At 71.7% G+C, this 23,292-nt stretch carries 19 protein-coding genes, 2 tRNA genes, 1 pseudogene and 1 riboswitch; of the genes and pseudogenes, 12 read left to right on the top strand and 10 right to left on the bottom strand.

What is annotated here, in order from left to right; all coding sequences use genetic code 11:
* Position 1: 1 nt before the first annotated feature.
* Positions 2–2,419: a helicase-associated domain-containing protein gene (locus ATL40_RS10420; protein WP_143556941.1), complete on the bottom strand. Its 2,418-nt coding sequence runs from the start codon at positions 2,417–2,419 to the stop codon at positions 2–4.
* Positions 2,420–2,573: 154 nt separating this feature from the next.
* Between ATL40_RS10420 and ATL40_RS10415 the strand changes: the two genes are divergently transcribed.
* Genes ATL40_RS10415 through ATL40_RS10405 form a run of 3 tightly spaced genes read left to right on the top strand, consistent with a single transcriptional unit; the run spans position 2,574 to position 4,765 of the window.
* A complete protein-coding gene (locus tag ATL40_RS10415; RefSeq protein ID WP_098470440.1) occupies positions 2,574–2,957 on the top strand; it encodes a cold-shock protein in 384 nt (127 codons plus the stop codon).
* A gap of 3 nt (positions 2,958–2,960) precedes the next feature.
* Positions 2,961–3,713: a DUF3027 domain-containing protein gene (locus ATL40_RS10410; protein ID WP_098469467.1), complete on the top strand. Its 753-nt coding sequence runs from the start codon at positions 2,961–2,963 to the stop codon at positions 3,711–3,713.
* Between the two features lie 50 nt (positions 3,714–3,763).
* A complete protein-coding gene (locus ATL40_RS10405; RefSeq protein WP_098470439.1) occupies positions 3,764–4,765 on the top strand; it encodes an LCP family protein in 1,002 nt (333 codons plus the stop codon).
* A gap of 5 nt (positions 4,766–4,770) precedes the next feature.
* Here ATL40_RS10405 and serC read toward each other — a convergent pair whose 3' ends face one another.
* On the bottom strand, positions 4,771–5,910 hold the full coding sequence (serC, locus tag ATL40_RS10400) for a phosphoserine transaminase (RefSeq protein WP_098469466.1): 1,140 nt from the start codon (positions 5,908–5,910) through the stop codon (positions 4,771–4,773).
* Between the two features lie 132 nt (positions 5,911–6,042).
* On the opposite strand from serC, the gene ATL40_RS10395 reads away from it, so the two are divergent.
* The 3 genes from ATL40_RS10395 to ATL40_RS10385 all read left to right on the top strand — a co-directional run bounded on the left by ATL40_RS10395 (position 6,043) and on the right by ATL40_RS10385 (position 8,988).
* Positions 6,043–6,729, top strand: coding sequence for an iron-dependent transcriptional repressor DtxR (locus ATL40_RS10395; protein WP_098470438.1), 687 nt, complete (start codon positions 6,043–6,045; stop codon positions 6,727–6,729).
* 192 nt (positions 6,730–6,921) lie between these two features.
* Positions 6,922–7,077, top strand: a riboswitch (cyclic di-AMP (ydaO/yuaA leader).
* A complete protein-coding gene (locus ATL40_RS10390; protein ID WP_098469465.1) occupies positions 7,076–7,885 on the top strand; it encodes a C40 family peptidase in 810 nt (269 codons plus the stop codon). Its footprint overlaps the riboswitch before it by 2 nt.
* Positions 7,886–8,025: 140 nt before the next feature.
* Positions 8,026–8,988 (top strand): universal stress protein, encoded by a 963-nt coding sequence (locus ATL40_RS10385; RefSeq protein ID WP_098469464.1) that lies wholly within the window; start codon positions 8,026–8,028, stop codon positions 8,986–8,988.
* Positions 8,989–8,990: 2 nt separating this feature from the next.
* Here ATL40_RS10385 and ATL40_RS10380 read toward each other — a convergent pair.
* Positions 8,991–9,063: transfer RNA gene (locus tag ATL40_RS10380), tRNA-Arg, on the bottom strand.
* A gap of 111 nt (positions 9,064–9,174) precedes the next feature.
* On the opposite strand from ATL40_RS10380, the gene ATL40_RS10375 reads away from it, so the two are divergent.
* Positions 9,175–13,428 carry a hypothetical protein gene (locus ATL40_RS10375; RefSeq protein WP_098469463.1) on the top strand — a complete coding sequence of 1,418 codons (4,254 nt, stop codon included), beginning with the start codon at positions 9,175–9,177 and terminating at the stop codon, positions 13,426–13,428.
* Positions 13,429–13,447: 19 nt separating this feature from the next.
* On the opposite strand, the gene mscL is transcribed toward ATL40_RS10375, so the two are convergent.
* On the bottom strand, positions 13,448–13,903 hold the full coding sequence (mscL, locus tag ATL40_RS10370; RefSeq protein WP_245866998.1) for a large conductance mechanosensitive channel protein MscL: 456 nt from the start codon (positions 13,901–13,903) through the stop codon (positions 13,448–13,450).
* Positions 13,904–13,928: 25 nt separating this feature from the next.
* On the bottom strand, positions 13,929–14,570 hold the full coding sequence (locus ATL40_RS10365) for an SAF domain-containing protein (protein ID WP_098469462.1): 642 nt from the start codon (positions 14,568–14,570) through the stop codon (positions 13,929–13,931).
* 127 nt (positions 14,571–14,697) lie between these two features.
* Here ATL40_RS10365 and ATL40_RS15640 point away from each other — a divergent pair, with 127 nt between their 5' ends.
* Positions 14,698–14,865, top strand: a complete 168-nt coding sequence (locus ATL40_RS15640; protein WP_342747634.1) for a hypothetical protein — start codon at positions 14,698–14,700, stop codon at positions 14,863–14,865.
* A 14-nt stretch (positions 14,866–14,879) separates the two neighbouring features.
* On the opposite strand, the pseudogene ATL40_RS15635 reads toward ATL40_RS15640, so the two are convergent.
* Positions 14,880–15,020: pseudogene (locus ATL40_RS15635) on the bottom strand (FmdB family zinc ribbon protein); the annotation flags it as partial.
* Between the two features lie 59 nt (positions 15,021–15,079).
* Positions 15,080–15,745: a 5-formyltetrahydrofolate cyclo-ligase gene (locus ATL40_RS10355; RefSeq protein WP_245866995.1), complete on the bottom strand. Its 666-nt coding sequence runs from the start codon at positions 15,743–15,745 to the stop codon at positions 15,080–15,082.
* An 81-nt stretch (positions 15,746–15,826) separates the two neighbouring features.
* Here ATL40_RS10355 and ATL40_RS10350 point away from each other — a divergent pair, with 81 nt between their 5' ends.
* From ATL40_RS10350 to ATL40_RS10340, 3 genes are all read left to right on the top strand, one after another.
* On the top strand, positions 15,827–16,426 hold the full coding sequence (locus ATL40_RS10350) for a GNAT family N-acetyltransferase (protein ID WP_098469460.1): 600 nt from the start codon (positions 15,827–15,829) through the stop codon (positions 16,424–16,426).
* A 315-nt stretch (positions 16,427–16,741) separates the two neighbouring features.
* Positions 16,742–17,563: a hypothetical protein gene (locus ATL40_RS10345; RefSeq protein WP_143556940.1), complete on the top strand. Its 822-nt coding sequence runs from the start codon at positions 16,742–16,744 to the stop codon at positions 17,561–17,563.
* Between the two features lie 125 nt (positions 17,564–17,688).
* Positions 17,689–17,761 (top strand) — tRNA-Ala (locus ATL40_RS10340).
* Positions 17,762–17,841: 80 nt separating this feature from the next.
* Here ATL40_RS10340 and arsA read toward each other — a convergent pair.
* Both arsA and arsD read right to left on the bottom strand, forming a co-directional pair.
* Positions 17,842–19,638, bottom strand: a complete 1,797-nt coding sequence (gene arsA, locus ATL40_RS10335; RefSeq protein ID WP_098469458.1) for an arsenical pump-driving ATPase — start codon at positions 19,636–19,638, stop codon at positions 17,842–17,844.
* A gap of 4 nt (positions 19,639–19,642) precedes the next feature.
* On the bottom strand, positions 19,643–20,086 hold the full coding sequence (gene arsD / locus ATL40_RS10330) for an arsenite efflux transporter metallochaperone ArsD (RefSeq protein ID WP_211283102.1): 444 nt from the start codon (positions 20,084–20,086) through the stop codon (positions 19,643–19,645).
* Between the two features lie 190 nt (positions 20,087–20,276).
* Here arsD and ATL40_RS10325 point away from each other — a divergent pair, with 190 nt between their 5' ends.
* The gene (locus ATL40_RS10325) at positions 20,277–21,251 is read left to right on the top strand and encodes an IS481 family transposase (protein WP_098469457.1); all 975 of its coding nucleotides are present in this window, start codon (positions 20,277–20,279) and stop codon (positions 21,249–21,251) included.
* Here the strand turns inward: ATL40_RS10325 and ATL40_RS10320 are convergent.
* Positions 21,248–23,164, bottom strand: coding sequence for a dolichyl-phosphate-mannose--protein mannosyltransferase (locus tag ATL40_RS10320; RefSeq protein WP_098469456.1), 1,917 nt, complete (start codon positions 23,162–23,164; stop codon positions 21,248–21,250). The genes ATL40_RS10325 and ATL40_RS10320 overlap by 4 nt on opposite strands.
* Between the last annotated feature and the right edge of the window lie 128 nt (positions 23,165–23,292).

Raw genomic sequence — 23,292 nt, 5'->3', positions numbered from 1 at the left:
CTCAGGTGGCGACGTCCAGGAGCCGGTGCAGGGCCACGGTGAGGTCGGTCCCTCGTTCCAGATCGCGTCCGAGAACGGACCCGACTCCCACCCGCAGCGGGAGCACACGCCGCCGCACCACCGCACCGTCGCCGTCGGCGATGGCCAGGACCACGGGCGCTGCGGTGCGGACCGCGGCGGCCAGCCGCGCGCGCAGCACGCTCGGGTCGGTGCCGCCCTCGCCCCCGCTCGCGCTGGAGAAACCGGCGCGCTCCTCGCCCTCGCGCATGGCACGGACCGCGGCCTGCCTGGCGGTCCGTGTGACCCGGGAGGAGCGGTGGGCACTCGACGTCGCGGGGCGGGTGGGGGCGCTGGTGCGCCGCGGGCCGAGCTCCAGCAGGGCACCGTCGGGTCCCTCGACCCGCGCTGTCATCCCGTGCCGACCGATGAGGTGAGCCAGTGTGGTGGGGCGATGGTGGGTGATGGCGACAGTCGGGGCGATCGGTCGCAGGTCGAGGTCGCGATGGGCCAGCAGAGCGGCGAGCTCCGCGGGATCGTCCGCTCGGAGATAGCACGTGGCAGCGCCCACGCGCAGCGAACCGAGACGTCGCTGGGCGTCACCGATCGCATACTCCAGTGCCTGCGGCAGCGGCGTCATGCTGGCCTCGCGCAGGTCCTCCAGGAGCGCGCCGGCGCTGGTGCCGGCGTGCAGGGCGGTCTCGAGCGAGCGGGGTGTGAAACGTACCGTCAGCGCCCCGCCGCGTGACTCCACCTGTGCGCTGACCCGAAGCAGCGCGCGAAGCGCCGCGCTGGGTCGCCCGGGCACGACGGCGGTGAGGTCGGCCTGCACCACCATCCGGTCCACGGTGGGCGGCAGGACCGATGCGCAGGCCGCGATGAGCGCCGCGGGCACTCGCTCCCGCGTCGCGGTCGGGCTGGGCACACCCCCGCCGGGGCGGGTCTCGTCTGCCCGGTCCTCGCCTGCGCGGTTCTCGACGTCCCGGTTCTCGACTTCCCGGTCGGTGCCGCGTCCGTCGTCGGGGTCGGCGGGGTCATCGGGGTCGGCGTCGTCCTCCTCCAGGTCGAGCAGGGCTCGTCCGACCTCGCTCAGCGCGCCCGCGCCGATCGCGCCCAGCCATGCCGACTCCCGCAGCACCGCCTGCACCGCCCAGGTCGGCGGCGGTGTCACCGGTGCCGACCACGCGAGGTGCGCCTGGATCGCCTCGGAGTCGGGAGCGGCTGCGTGCGGCCAGGCCGCAAGCGCAGCGAACACGGAGCGACGCAGGGATCGGGCCCAGCCGCGTTCCAGGCCCGGCTCGAGGGCGGAGTACAGGGCAGAGTCCGGCGCGCGGGACCCGACCAGGGCGAACGCGCGGTCGCTGCGCCACCAGGCCGCGGCCATCTCCGCCCACCGTATCGCCACCGGGTCGGTCGTCCCCGGTGCCTGCGTGCCACCCCGAGCGGGTGGTCCACCGCTGGGCGCGCGGGCGAACCCGTCGTCCTGGACCGGTGCCCACAGGACGCCGTCCTCGTCGGTCACTGTCCCCACCGCCCCGACCTCGGCGGCGAGCTCCATCAGCAGGGAGGCATCCTGCTCCGCCAGGCCGAGCTCATCGGCAGTCCGCTTCAACTCGCGCACACCCACCCCGCCCGAGCGCAGCGCGGGGGCGGGCCGGTTCGCCCAGGCATCCGTGAGGTCCTCGAGGTGCCGGACGCACTCCTGGCCGGCGAGTGCGGCCTCCGCGCGGATCGACTCCTCCTCGCGCGCCACGGCCTGCGGGGTAGGGGCAGTGGCCGGGATCGAGCGGTGAGTGCGTCCCCCGCGCAGGTCCAGGGCGATCGCCCCCGGGACCGCCACGCGTCCGCTCCCGTGCGTCACCAGGGCACCCGCGTCCCGCAGTTCCCGCACCGCAGTCGCGGCCGGCCCCTCGGTGTCCCGCGGCAGCGTGCCCACGGGGGACCGCCACAACAGCGCGTCCAGCATACGGCGTGCGCCGTCGCTCAGGGTGCGCAGGTCGCGCTCTGTCGCGGCGCTCGCGCCCGGTTCGCGCGTGACATCGAGTGCGAGTCCGGCGACCGGCTGGGGGAGCGCCTCGCGCAGGCCCGGGACGGGTTGCCATCCCGTGGACTCCGGGACCACGAGGGCTTGAGCGGCCAGGGACTGCAGCAACGGCAGCGCCGGGAGGCCTATCGCGTGGCTCACCGACTCGGCATCGCTTCCTCGCTCGAGCACCGTGAGTGCCACGACCGCTTCGGCGGCGGCGAGGTGCGCCCGGTCCAGGCGCCTGACCGCCAGGGCGAGGGAGTGTGCCGTGCCCGCACGCGTGATCAGGGCGGTGATGCTCCCCGGCGCCGGCGTGGCCAGATCGGGCCGCCGCCGCAGCAGGTCGGCGAGGGCGTCGTCGCTCCACGCGAGCAGGTCGGGATGGGCCTCGGGCACCCGCCCACGATAGGCCGCGCGCAGGAGGCGGTCACACCCCGATTGTGGCGGTGGTGTGCAGGTCGGCGCGGACGGCCGGGTAACGAGACGGGATCGGTGGTGCGGGCCGCTACCATGGGATCTCCACCGCCCGTGCAGTTGAAATGGACCACCAGTGCCCACAGGCAAAATCAAGTTCTTCGATGCCGATCGAGGATTCGGCTTCATCACCGGCGACGACGGAACGCAGGTATTCCTGCACGCTTCGGCGCTGCCCCAGGACGTGACGAACCCGCGTCCGGGTACCCGCGTGGACTACGGGGTTGCCGACGGCCGCAAGGGCCCGCAGGCCCTCTCGGTGAGCGTGCTCGATCCCGCACCCTCGGTCTCGCGTGCCAAGCGTCGCAGCGCCGAGGACATGACCGTGGTGGTGGAGGATCTGCTGAAACTGCTCGATCGGGCCTCCGGCACCCTGCGCAAGGGGCGCTACCCGGATCGTGAGTTCGCGGAGCGGCTCGCTCGCGCGATGCGCATCGTGGCCGACGAGTTGGAGGCGTGAGTCGTGTCCGCGGGTAGCGCCGGCCGCATCCCGGCACGTGACGCCGTGCTGGCCGAGGCCGTGGATGTCGCGCGCGAGGCGATCCTCGAGGGCGGCGAGGTCGAGGCCCTCGGTGCCTACCTCGGCTACTCCCAGGACGACGTGCGACTGGGCAGCCACCGCTTCGCGTGCGCCGCGCCCGGCTACGTCGGGTGGCAGTGGACCGTCGTGGTCGCGCGTGCCTCCCGGGTGAAGCAGGTGACGGTGTGTGAGGTCGTGCTGCTCCCGGGCCAGGACGCGCTCCTGCCGCCGCGGTGGGTGCCGTGGGCTGATCGCCTGGAGCCACGCGACGTGGGCGCGGGTGACGCGCCGCCCGCCGGCGTGCAGGACGACCGCCTGGTCGAGGGCTACCAGCCCGGCGACGAGGACCCCGCCGATGTGGCGCACGACCCCGTGGCGCTGGTGGAGCTCGGTGCGTGGCGTGCCGAGGTGCCCAGCAAGGAGACCCTGGACGCCGCCGCCGAGCGCTGGCGCGACCGGGTGCCGGCACGCGGACGCTCGTTCTCCGAGGATCCGACGGCGTTCATCGTGCCCCTGAGCGGCAGTCTCGGGCAGGTCTACGGCGTCTGTGTGAACGAGCACTCCCCGGACGACGGCCGCGTGGTCCGCCTGGACGAGGTCGCGCAGGCCCCGGCCCCTCGGGCGCGGCAACACGCCTCCGCCTGGCAGGAGAATGATCCTGTGCTGGACGAGTTCGAGCTCGAGGTCGCCGAATGACCGCCGAGGGTCACAAACGCACGCGGACGCGCACGCGCAGCCGCGGGCGCATGGCCGTCCTCATCGCTCTCGGACTCCTGCTCGCCCTCGCGGTCGCCGCAGTGGGCGGCCTCTGGTTCATGCAGAACCGGCTCGACAACGCGATCGAGCGGGTGGAGGACCCGTTCGCACAACTCACCAACCGTCCCACCCCCTCGGCCACGCAGGACGAGGACGTGGCGGAGGCGGATGCGCCGATGAACATCCTCGTGCTCGGGAGTGACTCGCGGATCTCCGCGGGTGACCCCGATCAGTGGAGTTACGGCGCCCAGCGGACCGACTCGATCATGCTGGTGCACATTCCGGGTGATCGTTCCGGCGCGTTCGTGATGTCGATCCCGCGCGATTCCTGGGTCGATGTGCCGGGATACGGCATGGCGAAGATCAACGCCGCTTTCTCCTACGGGGGGCCGTCGCTGTTGATCGAGACGATCGAGAACCTCACCGGTGTCTACATCGATCATTTCGCGGTCGCGGACTTCGAGTCCTTCCAGGAGTTGACCGATGCCGTCGGTGGCGTCGAGATCTCCGTGGCGTATGACACGCCGAACCTGCCTGCCGGCGAGTACCACATGGACGGTGAGCAGGCGCTGAGTTACGCCCGTGAGCGCTACAACCTCCCGGGCGGGGACTTCGACCGTGTGCAGCGCCAGCAGAACTGGATCCGTGCGATCGCCCGGCAGGCTCTGACCCGTGAGACGCTCACGAACCCGTTGCTGCTGAACGACTTCCTCACCACGGCTGCCGGCTCGGTGGCCGTGGACGAGGGATTCACGATCGGGGAGATGCGCTCGTTGGCCCTGTCGATGACCGGCGTACGGGACGACGACCTGGTGTTCCTGACCGTCCCCGTGGCGGGCACCGGGTGGAGCCCGGACGGCACCCAGTCGATCGTCAACCTGGCACAGCCGGCCTTCTCCGAGATGATGGCGGCGGTGGCCGAGGACGACCTCGCGGACTACCTGGCGCAGCACCCTGACGAGGCGCGCATGTTGACCGAGACGGTGTTCTGAGGCCCTCAGCCGAGGAGTTGCGCGACCACGTGGTCGATGCACTCGGTCAGCGCGCGCACGTCGCTGGGCTCCACCGCCGGGAAGACGCCGACCCGTAGTTGGTTGCGCCCGAGCTTGCGGTAGGGGAAGACGTCCAGGATCCCGTGCTCGCGCAGCACCCGGATGACCTCGGTGGCGCTGACCTCGGGTGCCAGGTCGATCGTGGCGACCACCGGCGAGCGGTGGGAGGGTTGCGCCACGAACGGCGAGGCCCAGGTGCGGCGCTCCGCCCAGGCGTACAGATGGGATGAACTCTCGCGGCTGCGGGAGGCCGCCCAGTCCAGCCCGCCGTTGCCCAGGATCCACTCGATCTGGTCCACCAGCAGGATGAGGGTGGCGACGGCCGGGGTGTTCAGCGTCTGGTCCTGACGGGAGTTGGCCAGCGCCGCGGCCAGGGAGAGCGACTCGGGGATCCATCGCTCCGATCCCGCGATCTCCTCGATGCGTGCGATCGCCCGGGGCGAACAGATGGCGAGCCAGAGACCGCCGTCTGCGCCGAAGACCTTCTGCGGGGCGAAGTAGTACACGTCCGTCTGGGTGAGGTCCACCGGCGCCGCGCCCGCGATCGAGGTGGCATCCACCAGGGCCAGGGGCGGCTCGCCCTCCCCGCCCCAGGAGGGTCGTACCACGGGTGCCACCACCCCGGTGGAGGTCTCGTTGTGCGCCCACGCCACGACGTCGACCCCGGCGGTGGCTTCCGCGATCGCGAGGGTGCCCGGTTCGGACCTGGTGATCCGGGAGTCCCGCAGGAAGGGCGCAGCGGCGGTCGCTGAGGCGAACTTGCCGGAGAACTCCCCGTAGACGGCGTGATGCGCCTGGGATCGCACCAGGCCGAACGTCGCGGCGTCCCAGAAGGCGGTCGACCCCCCGTTGCCGAGCAGGACCTCGTAGCCCGACGGAGCGCCGAGGAGCTGTGCGATGCCGGAGCGGGCGCGGCGCACCAGGTCGCGCACGGGCGGCTGCCGGTGGGAGGTGCCCATCACCGTGGCGCCCAGGGCGCTCAGGGTCGCCAACTGGGCAGGTCGCACCCGTGAGGGGCCGGAGCCGAACCGCCCGTCCGCGGGCAGGAGCGAGGCGGGGATGGTGATCTCGGAGGGAGTGGGCATGGCGTCATCATCCCGCACCCGACGGCTCGACGGCGAGGCCGGGCCGGCCCGCGCGCGACCACATCGCGGGCTAGGGTGGGAGGCACGATCCGGTACGGGTGCCAGCGGCTCCCGCGCACGAAGGGCCTGCAGGTGAGCGACCTCATCGACACGACGGAGATGTACCTCAAGACGATCTACGAGTTGCTCGAAGAGGGCATCGTGCCGCTTCGCGCTCGAATCGCCGAGCGGTTGGGGCACTCCGGTCCGACGGTCTCCCAGACGGTCGCGCGCATGGAGCGGGACGACCTCGTGGTGGTCAGCGACGACCGCCATCTCGAGTTGACCCAGGAGGGCTTCTCGCGCGCCATGCACGTGATGCGCAAGCATCGGCTGGCCGAGCGCCTGCTGCTCGATGTGGTGGGTCTGGAGTGGCCACTCGTGCACGATGAGGCGTGCCGCTGGGAGCATGTGATGAGCGGGCACGTCGAGAAGCGCCTGGTGGCATTGCTGGACCACCCCAGCCACGACCCGTACGGCAACCCGATCCCCGGTCTGGAGGAACTCGGGGAACAGGGTGCCGGAGCCTTCCTCGCCGGCGTGACCTCGATCGCCTCCGCCGCCACGGCGGGGCAGGAGGCGGTCACGATCGCGCGGATCGCGGAACCGCTCCAGGTCGATATCGAGTTGCTCGAGAGGTTCCAGGAGGCGGGGATCGTGCCCGGAGCGCAGGTCTCGGTCACGCGGGAGAGCGGAGGGCTCTCGCTGCGCGCGGACGGTAGCGACGTGGTGCTCGAGGTGCCGAGCGAGCTCACCCGCCACGTGTTCGTGGCGGCCTGAGACCTGGTCGTGATGTGCAGCAGGTGCGACTCTGCCGCGGGATTCCGCGGTTTCGCGGCTGCAGATCAGGCATGTGGTGAGCACCACGCCGAGCGTCCGTGACCGAAATGTGACTTTTCGGGCGGGGTGGGTTAGTCTCGTCTCGTTCCCGGGCTCCCGCTCGAGAACCCTGCGTGGGTGCCCAGCCCTACCGCCACGCGGGAGTCTACCCAGGTAGGGGCGGGGGACCCAGGTTCTCCGGGCGGCGAGTGATCGTCGTCCTAGGGGTGTAGTTCCCACGTCGGTGGGGACCGGGTGAACTCCAGCCCGACCCGACAGCTCACCTCGCAGGCATCGGAGGACATACGTGAAGCAGGTTCAGACTCGTGGGCGTCACCTCGCCCCGCGCACCGCGCCCTCGCGCGATGCCCGCCTCGGCCGGGCCACCGTGGCCGCCTTGGCCTCGACCGGACTGGTCTTCGGTGTCGGAGCGGCAGCCACCGCGGCGCCGGAATCCGACACCATCAGCAAGCCGGGACTCAAGGACATCAACTTCTCCGCCCAGGAGATCGATCGCGCTGCCGTGCAGTCCGCGGTCGTCGTGGACGGCGATACGGAACTGAACTTCGCCGCAGCCACCATCACGGCCGAGGAGCCCCCGCCGCCGCCCGCCCCGGTCGAGCGCACGGTCGAGACCACGTCTCGTACCCGCACGGCCGACACCACCACGGAGGGCACGGCGACGGCAACCACGCAGTCGACCGAGAGCGCGGAGGCCGCACCGGCCGCCGAGGCCACGCCGCAGGAGTCGGTCGAGGAGACCTCGACGCCCACCGCTGCGGCGTCCGGGATCCGTGAGGCGATCGTCAACAACGCCTATCAGTACCTCGGTACCCCCTACGGCACCGGGGCCGGCCAGCTCGACTGCTCCAGCTTTGTGCAGCTCGTGTTCGCGAACGTCGGCATCAGTCTGCCGCGGACCTCGGGGGCCCAGGCCTCGGCCGGGTACCGCGTGTCCGCCTCGGAGGCGCTGCCGGGCGACCTGGTCTACACCCCCGGTCACATCGGCATCTACCTCGGCAACGGTCAGCACATCGCGGCGCGGAACCCCTCCACGCCGCTGTCGGCCGGCCCGATCTACATGAGCGCCCCGCAGTACATCCGCGTGGTCGGCTGACGCCACCGCGCCTCGATCGGCCCGGCCTCCCACCTGGGAGGCCGGGCCGATCTGCGTCCCGGTCCGGGTGGGCAGGCTTCACGGTGGTGCCCGGCGACCCCGCCGTACTAGGGTCGGGACACGAGCGCTGGAGGTGCACGATGTCCACGGGGCAGTCCCAGATCCTGGTCGGCGTCGACGGGTCCGATCCGGGGCGTTCCGCCCTGGAGTGGGCGGTGGCCGAGGCCGCACGGCGTGAGTGGTCCCTCCACCTGATGTGTTCCTACTCGCTGCCCTCCTTCACTGCAGCCTCCCTCGACGGTGGCTACGCGGCCCTGGACGACTCCGCCATCCGCGAGAGCGCCCAGGTCGCGCTGGACGATGCCCTGGCACAGGTGGCCGAGCGGGTCCCGGCGACAGGCGAGTTGGCCACGGGCGATGCCGCCGGGGCGCTGATCGAGGCGAGCGCCCAGGCGGGGATGGCCGTGGTCGGGACGCGTGGCGGGGGTGGCTTCACCGACCGACTGCTGGGCACGGTCTCCACGGCGCTGTCCGCGCACTCCCACGCGCCGGTCGTGGTGGTGCCGTACCGGCGTGAGGATTCCGACAAGGACTCCGGGGCCTCGGGCGATGGTCGTACACGGCCGATCCGCAAGATCGTGGTCGGTGTCGACGGGTCGCCCAGTTCGCGCAGCGCGCTCGCCTGCGCTATCGCGGAGGCAAGGCTGTGGGGAGCGGAGCTGACCGCGGTGGCCGGCGTCTCCCTGATGCAGCGCTCGGGGGTGATGAACTGGCTGCCCGCCGCGGTCGACTACGAGCAGGTGCTCGCCGACGTCAAGGCGGGCCTGCAGATCGTGGTGGACGAACTGGCGGCAGGAACCGGGGTGGACGTGCGCCTGCACGCCCTGGACGGGTCCGGGGCCGCGCTGCTGGCGGAGTTCTCCTCCGCAGTCGACCTCGTCGTGGTCGGATCCCGGGGCCGGGGTGGCTTTGCCGGCATGCTGCTGGGCTCCACGAGCCAGGCGGTGCTGCACCACGCGCACTCACCGGTGCTGGTGGTGCCCACCGGCTCCTACGAGGCGGACGGCGACCTGACCCCGGGTGATCTGCCCTGGCAACGCTGACGTGCCCCCGGCGCGATTCGAACGCGCGACCTACCGCTTAGGAGGCGGTTGCTCTATCCCCTGAGCTACGAGGGCCACGCTCGCGTGACCGCGAGCCCGCACAAGCCTACCTGCCCTTGTCAGCGCGTCACGAGCCCAGCGGCGGCGTGCGGCGGATAGCCTGCTGGAGACGAAGCGGAGGTTCGCGTGACGCAAGACGACCAGGCCGGTTCCGAGGCCCCGCAGGAGGCTCTCGAGACGAGCCACGACCAGGGGCCCCAGGGCGCAGCGGCGCCCGACGTCGTCGACCCCACCGGCGTGGACGGCGGGGCGCAGGCCGAGGCCACCGAGGCCACCGAGACAGATGACGTCGAGGACGCGCAGGACGGCGCCGACGCGCAGGAGTCGTCCGCCGACCCAGTGCACGAGGAGGGCCTGGAACCTGCCGAGCGGCTCCGCCGCGCCGTCCGGCATTGGCAGGGTCTTCTCGCCGCGCTCGGCGGCGAGTCCGCGATGAGCGACCTCGACGCGATCTCCGAGGTGAGTCTCGACCTCTCATCGGCGCACCCGGGCGGACTGGCCCAGTTCCTCGCGGGGAGGCCCACCCGCCTGGGCAATCTGGTGCGGGAGCCCTCGAGTTCGGCCCAGGCGCGCCGCCGCGCGCGCATGGTGATGGAACAGGCGCTCGAGCACCACCAGCGCTACGGGGTCATGGCGACCTCCGCTGCTCTCGGCGTGGTGCGGTGGAACGAGCAGGTGGCTGCGGACGGTGCACGCGTGCAGATGCGGGCTCCCGCCTACCTCCAGCCGCTGTCGATCGAGGCTGCACCCGGCACGGTCGATCCGGTCCTGACCCTGCACGGCTCGGCCGCCCTGAACCCCGTGGTCGAGCGGGCGCTGTCCTCCGCTGGAGTGGACACCGAACCCCTGCTGGTGGCACCGGACCAGGAGAAGGTGTGGGAGTGCCTGCGCCAGGTGCGGGTCTGTGCACTGGAGCACCTCGCCGAGTCGGCGGTGGAGGAGGTGATCGTGGCCGGCTCGTTCGCCCATCCCGGGCAGCTCGTGGCGGACGACCTGGCCGGTAGCTGGCTCGCGGGACACCCGGTGATTGCCGCGCTCGCCGGCGACCCCGAGGCCAGGGCCGTGCTCGACGTGCCGCTGCCCGCTTTCGTTCGTGAGGACCGCAACCCGGCTACCGAGCGCGGTGTGGGCGATCTGGACCCGGCACAGCAGCACGCGCTGGACGCGGTCGCGGCGGGCGCCAGCCTGGTCATCGACTCGCCCCCCGGGGCTCTCACAGCCGAGACCATCGCGGCGGTCGTCGCGGACGCCGCAGCCTCGGGCCGAACCGTCCTCCACGTGCCCGGTACACGTCGCGCGGCCGAGTCCCTGCAGGCCGTCATGGAGGGTATGGGCCTGCGTCGACTCATGCTGGACGCCTCCCGCGGCTCGTCGGGCGACGCCCATCGCGTGGGGGACGAGATCACGACCGCACTGGCCCGTGAACTACCGGCCGGGGAGAGGGAGGGTGTCCACGCACTGCGGGACGAACACCGCCGACTCCACGGTGAGTTGCGCGCCCAGGTCGAGGCGTGGCACCGGGTGAACCCGACCTGGAACATCTCACCTCACCGCGTGATCCAGGAACTGGCGGCGCTCACATCGTCGCGCCCCGCACCCGCCAACGAGGTCCGACTCGGCGCCGACGTGCTGCGCCGACTCCGAGGGGACCTGAGGGAGCAGGCACGCGGTGAACTCGCCCGGGCCGCCTCGCTCGGGGCCTTCGTGATGAGACGCCCGGACAGCCCCTGGTTCGGTGCGCGGCTGCGCGACGGTGCCCACGCCCGCGAGGTCACCGAGCGTGTGCAGCGGCTCGCGGTCCGCACGCTGCCGGCGATGCAGCAGCGGATGTCGGTCGCGGCGTCGGAGACCGGGCTGCGCCCGGCGCGCACCATGGCCGAGTGGCTGGAGCAGTTGCGGATGCTGCAGGGGGTCCGTGACGCACTCGATGTGTTCCGGCCGGTGATCTTCGAACGCTCGGCCGCGGACCTCGTCGCGGCCACCGCACCCCGCGGTGAACGTGATCCCCAGCAAGCCATGCCGGGCAGCGTCCGCCGCCGTCTGCGCAAGCAGGCCAGGGACCTGCTGCTGCCGGGCCGCCACGTGACGGACCTGCACGCGGAGCTCGTGGCGGTGCAGGAGCAGCGCCAGATCTGGAGTCACCACTGCCCCGGTGGCGGGTGGCCACGACTGCCCGGGGACATGGCTGATCTGGTCGCGATCTCCGAGGAGGCCCACGCCTGCCTCATGGAACTCGACACAGCGCTGCGGGGCACCCTGGCCGACCGACAGACCGAACTCGAGCACATCGAGTTCGGGGTCCTCAGCGACCACCTCCTGGTGCTCGCCCATGACGAGAGCATCGTGCGCGCGATGCCCGAGCGGATTGATGCGCTCAGCGCGCTGGATTCCTACGGGCTCGGCGAGTTGGTGGACGACCTCGCGCGGCGACGGGTGCCACTCGAACTCGTCGCCGCGGAGTTCGACCTGGCCTGGTGGTCCAGCGTCCTGGAGCAGATCCTGGCCGCTGACCCGGTGCTGCAACGAGCATCGCAGTTCAGCACCGAGGTGACCCGCTGGCGCGACCTCGATCGCGAGCACATCGCGAGCCTCGTGCCGCCGGTGGCCGCCGCAATCGTGCGGCACACCCGCGATGTCGCCGTACGCAACAAGGAGATTGCCCGCGAGTTGTTCATCGAGGCCGACGCGGTGCGCCGCGGCGAGATGCGCCTCGACCTGCGCGGGTTGCGCGACAGGTATGCGCCGGTGACTGCCGCTGTGCACCCGTGCTGGAGCGTGCCGGCCATGATGATCCCGCAGGTGATCAGCCACCGCGACCGCGTCGATCTGCTGATCCTGGACAGCATTCAGAATCTCGGAGTCGAGCAGATCGTCGGCGCCGTGGGTCGCGCGCGGCAGGTGGTGGTGGTCGCCGACGCCAGGAGGGGTGGTTCTGGGGCGGTCGCCGACCTCGCCCGGGTGCTCCCGCGAGTCCAGTTGGACGCCGACCGGGGGGAGCGGGAGGAGAGCCTCGCGGCCTTCCTCGCGCACCACGGGTATGAGGACGCGCTCACCTGCGTGCCCGCACCCCCGGGACCCAGCACCGTGCACCTCGACCTCGTCGAGGGCACCGGGCTCGCGGTGCACGGCGGAGTCGTGGAGAGCGTGCCCGCGGAGGTGGAGCGGGTCGTGGAACTCGTGATCGAGCACGCGCTGCAGCGGCCGGATCACTCCCTCGCCGTGGTCGCCTTGAACACTCGGCACGCCCAGCGCATCCGTGACGCGGTGGCCGAGGCGGTTGCGGGGAGTGTGGCCGTGGAGTCCTTCTTCGATCCGGAGGCCCCCGAGCCGTTCGCGGTGATCGACGCCGAGCAGTGCGCGGGAATGCGTCGCGACTCGGTGATCCTCGCCGTCGGGTACGGCAAGACCCCGCACGGCCGGGTGATCCACCAGTTCGGCGCGATCAGTTCGCCGCACGGTGTCTCACTCCTGGTGGACGTGTTGGAGGCCGTGCGCGGAAGCCTGGTCGTGACCAGCTGCCTGGGCCCGCAGGACCTGGATCCGCGCCGACTGCGTTCGCCCGGATCGAGACTGCTGCAGGAGCTGCTGGCGTTCGCGGCCCAGGGTGGTCGCTCCCCGGCCGCGGCGCATGACCGGGAAGGAACCCCGGACCCGCTGCTCGTGGACCTCGCCGACCGGCTCTGGCGGATGGGCCTGACCGTGCTGGCCGACTACGGGCCGCCGGACGGCGTGCGGATCCCGCTCGTCGTCGGCCACCCCACGCTCCCGGAGCGATACGGGATCGCGGTCCTCACGGACACGGAGGACTACGTGGCCACGGCCAGCCTGCGGGTGCGGGACCGGCACTGGGTGGAACGCCTGGAGCGACGCGGTTGGGACGTGGTGATGCTCACGTCGCTGGAGGTGTTCCTGGATCCGGACGCGGCGGCGCGGCGGGTCCTGGACACCGTGGCCGCTCGTGCCCGACGCCAGGGTGAGATGGCACCCGCGGCACCTGTCGTCGTGGCGCCTCACCTCGAGGTCGGTGCCGAGGACGCCGAGACGCCGGCGGGCGGGGCCGCCCCCGAGGGCGTGGCCACCGGGGTGGCCGGGGCCGAGCGGGACGCGAGCGAGCCGGACTCGAGCGATCCGGATGCGAGGGAATCCGACGAGCCCGAGGACGGCGCGACGGCGATGGACATCACGCAGGCAGCGGTGGAGGAGGTCGAGGTGACCGCGGGTCAACCCACGAGCGAGGAGCCCTCGGTTCCCTCCGTGCCGTCGGTTCCGGCACCTCCGGTGCTGCCCGAGCGGGCGTGGGAGGACTCCGACCAGGCGTGGGGTGACGACCCGGAGGACGTGGACCGGTTGCAGCGCGAGCGCCCACCTCACTGGGAGTAGACGCTCGCGCCCGCCGGTGTCACTCGCTGCGAGCGGAGCCCTGAGCCTTGATGGCGTCCCGGATCTCCTGCAGCAGCAGGATCTCCTCGCCGGGGGCCTCGGGCTCGGGCTCCTCGCCCTTCTTGCGCATCTCCGCGAGGCGGTTCAGCGGCATGACCACCATGAAGTACAGAGCTGCGGCCACGATGAGGAAGTTCACCACGGCCGTCAGCACGAGACCAGGCTGGATCAGTGCTCCCACCTGGGTCTCCCCGGCGGAGTCCACCCACTCGGCGCTGCCGATCCGGAAGGCACCGAGGTCGTCGAGGTTCGGCTGACCGAAGATCCCGCCGATGAGCGGGTTGATGATGCCGTCCATCAGGGCGGTGACGATGGCCGTGAACGCGGTCCCGATCACGAGTCCGACGGCGAGTTCCACGGCATTCCCGCGGGCGATGAAGTCCTTGAATCCGGTGAGGATCTTCGACGAGGTCATGGTGTCTCTCCTGGCTTCGGAGTGCTCAGGCGCTCGGGCCAAGGGCGACGGCCAGAGCACCGCCGGCACTGGCGTCGAGCACGAGAGTAACCACATCCGCCGGGATCACGACGATCAGGAGTGGTGAGGTCGGCCCGGCGGAGCCCACGAGCGGGTCCGCGGTCTCACCCTCGATGCGCGCCACGAGTCTCGCCTCGGTGGTCAACGTGCGAGCGCCGTCTCCCGAGGCGGCCACCAGGTGCAGCTCGGCAGCCTCCGGCAGCAGGGCGGCCACCGCGGGATCGGCGAGCCTGACGGGGACCACGGCCTCGTGCGAGGCCACCTCGCCCCAGGTCCCCTGGACCATCACGCCGCTCTGCGTCAGCACTCCCCGTGCCGGCACGGGGTGGGCGAGTCTGGCCCCGAGGGCCTCCTGGACGGTGACGAACGCCCCCTCGGGTGCGGCCTCGATCGGAAGATCGGTGGTGGCCAGGTCCGCGGTGCTGAGTCTCGCCCCGGCCGGCAGGCCTCGCGCGGCGACGACGACCGTCGTCTGCTCCGGCGGTGGGGGAGCGAGTACCTGCAGGGTCCCGATCAGCGCCAGCGACGCGAGCGCGGCGATGAGCAGGGGCCGTGCGCGCCACAGCGCGATGCCGATGCGGGAACCGTGCCGACCGGGGAGCGTCATGTGCGTCACGGTAGAAGGCCCGTGTCGACACCGCCCCCGCCGCCGTTCGGCTGTGGGGCACGCCGCGTGCCCGAGAGGCTGGGGACAGCGCTCAGCGCGATGCTCCCGCTAGGAGCCTGCAGCCTTCGTGGTCGCACTCCCCGAGGTGGACGAGGACGAGGAGGACGCGCCGGATGTGCTCGCGGACGTGGAGCCGGAGGAGGGCGAACCCGCCGCCGAGCTGTTCGAGGAACCGGACGTCGAGGATCCTGCGGGCTGCGAGGAGGTTGCTGCGCCTCGGGAGTCGTTGCGGTAGAAGCCCGACCCCTTGAACACCACGCCCACCGGCGAGAGCACCTTGCGCAGCGTCCCCTCGCACTGGGGGCACTGGGTCAGGGCGTCGTCCGTGAACGACTGGTAGATGTCGAACGCGTGGCCGCAGTCCTTGCAGCGATAGGCATACGTCGGCATGGCTCTCCTCGGGCGGTGGTCCAGCATCCGCTGGCACTCCTGCTGATCGAGTGCCAATTCTACGCGGTGATCCGCCACCATCCGGACGGGGTGATCACGCCGCCCACACGCACGTCGTGGTCCAGGCGCGGGACCGGCTCGGTGCTCACCTCCTCGTCGAACACCACGGCCATCACGTCGGCGCCCGGGTCGGCATGCAGCAACGCGCGGTCGTACCACCCGCCGCCCTGGCCGAGCCGGTACCCCTCGGGGTCGACGGCGAGGGCCGGGACGATCAGGAGCCGGGCTCGGGCGAGTTCCTGGGCGGGTAAGGCGTCACCGGAGGGTTCGAGGGGGCGGCCCGGCGCACGCTGTTGCAGACAGTCGGGGCCTGAGTACCGGGCCCAGCCGCGATCGAGGCCGGGGCCGAGCACCGGCACGAGCACCTCGAATCCTGCCTCACGCAACGAGTCCAGCATGAGGCCGGTGCCGGGTTCGTGGGTGCGTGAGACATAGCACGCCACGCAGTCACCGGGCTCCAGCGCGTCCTCCCGGGCCACCTCCATGGCGCGTTCGGCGAGCGCGCGCGCGGCAAGGTCGGCGTCCTTGTCGCTGCGGGCCTTTCGCGCGGAGCGGTAGCGGGAGCGCAGGTCGTCCTTGCGGTCCTCTGTCTGTTCGATGAGAAGTTCGCGCACTGTCTCCTGCGGCGCCAGGGATTGGCCGTCGAAGGCCTCGTTGCCACTCACTCCACCACTCTCCCATATCGCTGGTCGGGTCGTCTGGCGGGCAACGGAACCGATGACGGGCAGCGCACTATCGTGTGTGGCATGTGGCCGGTGTCGTTGAGCGAGGGCCCGCTCGTGCTGCGCGCGCTGCGCAGGCGGGACGGCGCGCAGTGGGCGACGCTGCGCCGTCGCAACGCCGCCTGGCTGGCGCCGTGGGAAGCGACTGTCCCGGATCCGCATGCGCGCCCATTGACATTCGGGCAGTACGTACGGGAACTCAACCGGCAGGGGCGAGAGGGCACGAGCCTGCCGTGGGCCGTGGCGCTGGGGGGTGCGCTCGCCGGGCAGGTCACGGTGAGCGGCATCACCCACGGGTCCCTCAGTTCTGCCTCGATCGGCTACTGGATCGACCGCGGACTCGCGGGCCGGGGTCTCACGCCGCTGGCCGTGGCCATGGCTGCCGATCACTGCTTCGGTGCGGTGGGTCTGCACCGGGTGGAGATCAACATCCGGCCGCAGAATGCTGCCAGTCTGCGCGTGGTGGAGAAGCTCGGCTTCCGTGACGAGGGCGTGCGGCGGGCCTATCTGCACATCCAGGGCGCGTGGGCGGATCACCGAACGTTCGCCCTCACGCGCGAGGAGGTGCCCGCAGGTCTGCGAGAGCGTGCGCTCGCGCTGCCCCACACCCTGAGTCGCACATGAAGTGCGACACGCCCGCCCGCCTGAGTCGAAGGTGGGCATTCGCGTCCTACCGTCAGTGACGTGAGCAGCGCCGGATGGGTCATTGTGGCGGTGATCACGCTGGTTCTCGGGTATCTGGTGCCAACGCTCATCATGCGTCGGCAGCGGCTGCACGATGCGCGCGGAGACGATCGGTACTCGCGTCACCTACGGGTGGTGTCACGGTCGGCGAGTCGTGAACGGGCCGGCGCGACACCGAGCACGCGACCGCTCGTCGCGCACACCAGCACGGTCCTGCGGCACCCGACCGTGTCCAGTCCAGGTGAGGAGTCCAGCGTGAACCGTCCGACCGGTATGCCGCGCCCCCGTGCAGCGGCGCGCGCCCACAGCGCGGCCGCGGCACGCGCGGCGCTCGCAGCGCGGCGCTCGCGGCAGCAGGCCGCTGCCCGCCGTCGGCTCGTGCTCGTCATCGCACTCGGCGCCATCAGCGCGATCTGCTGGTTCGCCGTCGGGCAGGCCGGGTTCTCGCCCGTGCTGGCGGCGCTGCCCAGTCTCGTGTTGGTGGCCACGCTCGTGATGGGCGTGCGCACGGCGCGTGCGGAACGCGCCGAGTGGGCGCGGGTACCCGCACATCTCATGCCGGCGCCGACCGCGGTGGCGGCCGCGGTGGCCGGGCAGCGCTACACCGCGGCCCAGCTGCGTGAGCACCTGCCTGCCGGTGCGGTGCCCCAGGACTCCCGCAGCGAGGTGCCCGATCGCCCCGAGGCCGGCTCCGGCGGCACCAACGTGCAGCCCGGTGCAGGGTTGCGGTGGCGGACCGAACACGTCTCGGCGCCGGGCAGTGACCGCCTCACCGAGGAACTCCCCGCCCTCGAGGGTGAAGGCTCCCGCCGTGAGGGCAGCGTGGGCGGCTGGACCCCGGTGCCCGTGCCCGTGCCGACCTACACCCTCAAGCCCGCCGTGCATCGGCGCCCTGCTGAGCCTGTCGCCGCTCGCGAGGAATCCGCGGCACGCGAGGATGCATCCGAGGCTGAGGTCGAGGCCGAGGGTTCGGATGAGGCTGCCGAGGCCGCCTCGGAGGAGGTCACGTCCGCGAGCGAGGCCTCCGGCATCGACCTGCACGCCGTTCTCGCCCGCCGCCGCTCCAAGAGCGCCTGAGCCGCTGAGCCCCTGGGCGCCGTCCCGTCGGCGCGGCGGCGCCGATTTCGGCTCGTCCCTCAAGGGTGCTAGCATCGTCTTCGCCCTCGGGGAGACCCGGGGGTTGTGTGCGGGAATCCGTACACGGGGCTGTAGCGCAATTGGTAGCGCACCTCGGTCGCATCGAGGGGGTTGTGGGTTCGAGTCCCATCAGCTCCACCCCATACGCCGGTGGCCCCGGACCGTCACGGTCCGGGGCCACCGGCGTTCTGAGTCTCGACTCGGATGCCGTCGCCGATCTACCCCACCGCAGCGGGGCGGCCCTGCTCGAGGCTGAGGTCGCGCAGTTGCGCCACGCCCACGGGCGGCTCCTCGCGGTAGGGGACCACGGCGAAGCGTGCCGCGCGTTCCCGTGCGCGCGCCAGCGGCTCGCGTTCGGACGTCACGCGCTGGCGCAGCAGCGGGCTGGTGGTCCGGGTCGGGGTCAGGGCCCGGTTCACGATCCAGCCCCAGGTGGCGATGTCGGCTCGCGCCAGGTCCTCGGTGAGTGACGTCGCTTCCAGGACCGGGGTGGTCTCCGGCAGGGTCACGACGATGACCGCGGTCTGATCGGGATCCTGCAGCCGAGTCAGTGGGGTCGTGGCGGCCGCCGAGGGGAGGTTGCGGGCGACCTCGCGGTGGTAGGAGCCGGTGGCGTCCATCAGCAGCAGGGTGTGACCGGTGGGGGCGGTGTCCATCACGACGAACCGGCGGTCGGACTGTTCCACGGCCTCCTGGAAGGCCTGGAAGACCGCCACCTCTTCGGTGCACGGTGATCGCAGGTCCTCGGCGAGGTTCGCCCGGCCCTCCTCGTCCAGTTCGGCGCCCTTGGTCTCCATGACGTGGCGGCGGTAGTCCGCCACCGCCTGCTCGGGGTCGATGCTGGAGACCTCGATCCCCGCGTCCTCGCCCACGGTCCAGGCCAGGTGCGCTGCCGGGTCCGTGGTGGTCAGCAGGACGTCCTTGCCGCGTTGGGCCAGGCCCAGGGCGATGGCCGCCGCGATCGTGGTCTTGCCCACCCCGCCCTTGCCCATCACCATGATCAGGCCGTGGTCCCGTTCGGCGAGTTCGTCGACCGTGTGGGCCAGGCCGGTCTCCTCGCCCAGCCCGGTCTCGGGCGCGGTGGTCACGGCGCTCTCATCGGCGTTCGTGGGCTGCGCGGGCACCTCCCGGTCGGGCGAGAGCAGGAGTCGCAGGGCCTCGACCCCCATGACGTCGCTGGAACGCAGCGGGAGGCGGTCGGTGACGAGCTCGCGCAGGTTCGCCGGCATGTCCGCCAGCGCGGTGGCCTCCTGGGAACGGATCGCCTCCGCCAACGCGTCCGGCTGCGCCTCAGCGGGAAGGAGCCCGTTGATGACCAGGTGAGTGGCCCGCACCCCGGCCTCGGCCAACTCGTCGGCGGTGCGGGAGGCCTCGGCCAGCGAGCTCGGCTGCGCCCGGGTGACCAGCCCCAGGCGGGTGATCTCGGGGTCCGCGAGGGCCTTCAGGGCGTCCGCGTAGGTCGTGCGGGTCTTCTCCAGACCGGACATCGGCCCCAGGCAGGAGGCGTCACCCAGTCCGTCCGCGAGGAAGGACGTCCACTCCCCGGGGAGCTTCAGCAGGCGCACGGTGTGCCCGGTGGGCGCGGTGTCGAACACGATGTGGTCGTACCCGGCCGAGGCCTCGGGGTCGGCGAGGAAGGCCGTGAACTCGTTGAACGAGGCGATCTCGGTGGTGCAGGAGCCGGAGAGCTGTTCGGTGACATCGGCCAGGTCGGTGGCGGAGAGGAAGTCCCGGATCGGCGCCAGCGCGCGCTCGCGGTAGGCCTCCGCGGCGGCATCCGGGTCGATCTCGAGGGCGTCGAGCCCGGGGACGGTGGGGATCTGGGTGATGGTGTGCCCCACCACCGTGTCGAACACCTGCCCGACGTTGGAGGCGGGGTCGGTGGAGACCAGCAGGACCCGGCGCCCGGCCGCGGCAAGGGCCACCGCGCTCGCGCACGCCACACTGGTCTTGCCGACGCCGCCCTTCCCGGTCAGGAAGAGGAAGCGAGGGGTGTTCTTGAGCACCTGGACCATGGCCCTAGTCCTGCACTCGCGTCGTGATGGTGACCGGCTGGGCGCCGCCGCAACAGCCGGACTCGGCCTGGCCGGCAGGTTCGTCGCTGCCGCAGCAGCCGGAGTCGGTCTCACCGGTCGGCGCGGTCACCGAGGCGGCCGCGGCCGTCTCGAGGCCGGCGATCCGGGCGAGTTCGTCGCGCCCCGGGTAGCGGCCGGTGACGACGGTGACGTCGTCGACCACGATGAGTGGCAGGCCTTGCGCGCCGACCTTCTGGACGAATGCCCGGGCGATCGGGTTCTCCGCGAAGACCGCCGGGTCCTGGGCGAGGTTCGCGCGACGCACCGCGACGCCCTGGCTGGACAGCCAGGCGAGGTCAGCGGTGAAGTCGATGAGCGCCTGGTCGGGGTCGGTGCCACACACGCCGGTGTTGCAGCACAGCGGACCCTCGAAGACCTGGATGGACATGATGCACCTTTCGTATCGAATCCTGTCGATACAAAGAGTAGCCACCATATCGATGACGATCAATGCGCCAAAGGTCCTAGGCGTCCGCTGCGCTAGATGTACTGACCAGGAGGGTTGTTGACGTAGCGAGAGACCTCCGTGTCGAGTTGGGACTGCTGAAAGTGCCCAGATCGATCAACGGAGGTCTCTCGTGTCTCACGCTAACGCCCGGCTGACCCCTGCCGGCAGGCTCACGATGGTGCAACGGATCGGATCCGGTCGAGCAGTGGCTCATGTCGCGGCCGAGATGGGTGTCTCCCGCACCACGGCCTGGCGCTGGTGGCGACGATTCCAGACCGAAGGACTACCCGGTCTTCAGGACCGCTCGAGCGTGGCCCACAGCCACCCGGGACGAACCCCGGCCTGCATCGAGACCCGGATCCGGATCGAGCGCCTCCTGAGCCGCCGTGGCCCGGTCTGGATCGCACGCCGCCTCGGCCTGCCCGCCTCGACCGTTGGCCGGGTCCTGGCTCGTCACCACACCCCACGTCTGTCCGAGTGCGACCCGCTCACGGGCCAGGTCATCAGGGCCCGGCGCCGCAGCGCTCAGCGCTACGAGCACGCCTACCCCGGCTCGTTGATCCACGTGGACGTGAAGAAGCTCGGGCGCATCCCCAGCGGCGGTGGCTGGCGTGCCCACGGCCGCCGCGAACAGGTTCGCGGACGCGGGAACGGCTACGACTACGTCCACGCCGCGATCGATGACCACACCCGGCTCGCCTACGCCGAGATCCACCCCGACGAGAACACCGCCACCTGCGCCCAGTTCCTGACCAACGCCGCGGCCTACTTCGCCACCCACGGCATCACACGGATCGAACGAGTCATCACCGACAACGCCCTGGCCTACCGCCGCGGCACAGCCTTCATCAGCGCGGTCGCCATGCTGGGAGCGAAGCAGAAGTTCATCCGCCCCCACTGCCCCTGGACCAACGGCAAAGTCGAACGTCTCAACCGCACCCTGGTCACCGAGTGGGCCTACACCCAGGTCTGGACCAGCAACACCGACCGAGCAGCAGCCTTGCCAACCTGGCTCGAGCACTACAACCTAGAACGACCCCACCTCGGCATCCGCGGTCAACGCCCCATCGACCGCGTCAACAACCCCACGGGTCAGTACAGCTAGATCCAGCCGATGCCGAGCTCGTCGATGTTCGGCACCCACATGTGCGCGCGCCAGAAGGCCTCCGTGACGGGCATCCCGACCCAGATCGGGTAGAAGAACGCGCCGACCAGCACCGCGGCGCCCACGACCACGATCAGCGGCCGAGAGGTAGCCAGGCGCATCCCGGCCAGGCGCTCGGCGAGCCCGTTCGCGGGCCGTGCCGGCGGCAGTCCCGGGAACGAGGCGTCGGGGGCGTCCAGGTGTGGGCGGGCAGATTCGGACTCCAGCACATCGCCGCCCTCCTGCCCCGCCGCGGCCGTCGTCGGCTCCCAGTCAGGGGAGGGCACCGGATCGGTTCCGCGGTCCGCGCTGCCATCGGCGAGGGCCACCGGCGCGTCGTCCTGCGGCGCGTCCACCGGCACCTGCAGGGCAGCCCGCTGCGAGTGCGAGGCGCGCCGTCGCGGCCGCCACGTGCTCACCACACCGAGCGCGAACGTCAGCGCGAGCGCCACGTACGGGGCGAACGCCACGGTGTAGAAGGTGAAGATCGTGCGATCGGAGAACGGCACCGAGTAGGTGAACCACGGCAGGTACATCGCGATGTAGCCCGCCAGGATCGCCCACGCCCGCCACTCCCGGTGCCGGATCGCCCACCAGACCACCACGATCAGCGCGGCCGCACCCAGCCACCACACCACGGGGTTGCCCACCGCGAGGACCGCCTCGCGCAGCGCCTCCGGGTTCCCCTCGCCGTCGGGGATCTTCTGCCAGGCGAACGAGGTCGGCCGCAACTGCAGCAGCCACCCGATCGGGTGACTCTCGTAGGTGTGCTCGGAGTCCAGGCCGGTGTGGAAGTTCCACGCCGCGAGGTGGTACTCCCACCAAGAGTTCAGCGCATCCGGCAGCCAGGTGCGCTGCGGGACCTCCGCCACCGCGTTCACCTCGCTCGCCCAGGAGCGGTTGTACGCCCCGGTCGAGGCGAACCAGCTCGTCCAGGAGGCCAGGTAGGTCAGCGCCGCCACCGGGACGAGCGCCAGGAAGGAGGAGACGCCGTCGCGCACCAGGCCGGCGCCCACCCACAGCCGGGCGCCGCTGGTCCTGCGGGCCGCGAGGGACCACATCACCGAGAGGATCCCGAAGGTCGCGATCGCGTAGATGCCCGACCACTTCACCCCGCACGCCGCTCCGAGCAGCACACCGGCCACCACCAGCCACCACCGCACCCCCAGGCGCGGCCCCCACGGGTCGCGCAGGCGGCCATGGGCGGCGAGCTCGAGGGCGGCGTGGTCCGCGAGGCGACGGCGCGACCAGTCGCGATCCAGCAGGATCGCGCCGAACGCGGCCAGCACCAGGGTCGACAGGAGCATGTCGAGGATGGCGGTGCGGCTCATCACGATGTGCATGCCGTCCACGGCCAGCAGGATCCCGGCGCTCGCGCCCAAGAGCATCGAGCCGAACAGGCGTCGCCCGATCCGGATCACGAGGAACACGCCCAGCACGCCGGCCAGGGCCACGGAGATCCGCCAGCCCACGTACGAGTCGGTGCCCAGGGCGCGCATCCCCAGGGCGATCAACCACTTGCCCAGCGGCGGGTGCACCACGTACTGCCCGTCCGTGGTCAACCCGGAGTAGTCGCCCTGCGCGAAGGCGTCGTCCACCTCCTCCTCCCAGATCCCCTCGTACCCCAGGGCCAGGAGGGAGTAGGCCTGCTTGACGTAGTAGGTCTCGTCGAAGACCAGGCGCTCCGGCCGGTTCAGCCCCACGAGCCGGATCACGGCGGCTGCGGCGGTGATGAGGGCGGTGATCACCCACCCGACGCGCGTGCTGGACTCCAGCGGGTCGAGCAGGCGGCGCCGCAGCTGCGCCCGGTAGTCGCGGCGATCGGGCAGGGCGACCTCGCCGTCGGGGGCGGCGGTCGCGGTCTGGTCGGTCACCCGAACCACTCTAGGGCGGGTGTCGCCGCAGGGCGTGGGCGCGCACGCACCGGGGGCCGCGGCGGATCCGGGCGAGAATGGGGCGGTGAGCACCCTCGAGTCCAGCAACCAGGCCGAGTCCCCGCGCC

Source organism: Serinibacter salmoneus, assembly GCF_002563925.1.
GTDB classification, from domain to species: Bacteria; Actinomycetota; Actinomycetes; order Actinomycetales; family Beutenbergiaceae; genus Serinibacter; species Serinibacter salmoneus.
This window is presented reverse-complemented; position numbering and strand designations above follow the sequence as displayed.

Coding starts and splice junctions, on each gene's coding strand:
- ATL40_RS10405 (WP_098470439.1), top strand. CDS start 3,764: ATGGCCGTCCTCATCGCTCTCGGACTCCTGCTCGCCCTCGCGGTCGCC.
- serC (WP_098469466.1), bottom strand. CDS start 5,910: ATGCCCACTCCCTCCGAGATCACCATCCCCGCCTCGCTCCTGCCCGCG.
- ATL40_RS10385 (WP_098469464.1), top strand. CDS start 8,026: ATGTCCACGGGGCAGTCCCAGATCCTGGTCGGCGTCGACGGGTCCGAT.
- mscL (WP_245866998.1), bottom strand. CDS start 13,903: ATGACCTCGTCGAAGATCCTCACCGGATTCAAGGACTTCATCGCCCGC.
- ATL40_RS10365 (WP_098469462.1), bottom strand. CDS start 14,570: ATGACGCTCCCCGGTCGGCACGGTTCCCGCATCGGCATCGCGCTGTGG.
- ATL40_RS10350 (WP_098469460.1), top strand. CDS start 15,827: ATGTGGCCGGTGTCGTTGAGCGAGGGCCCGCTCGTGCTGCGCGCGCTG.
- arsA (WP_098469458.1), bottom strand. CDS start 19,638: ATGGTCCAGGTGCTCAAGAACACCCCTCGCTTCCTCTTCCTGACCGGG.
- arsD (WP_211283102.1), bottom strand. CDS start 20,086: ATGTCCATCCAGGTCTTCGAGGGTCCGCTGTGCTGCAACACCGGCGTG.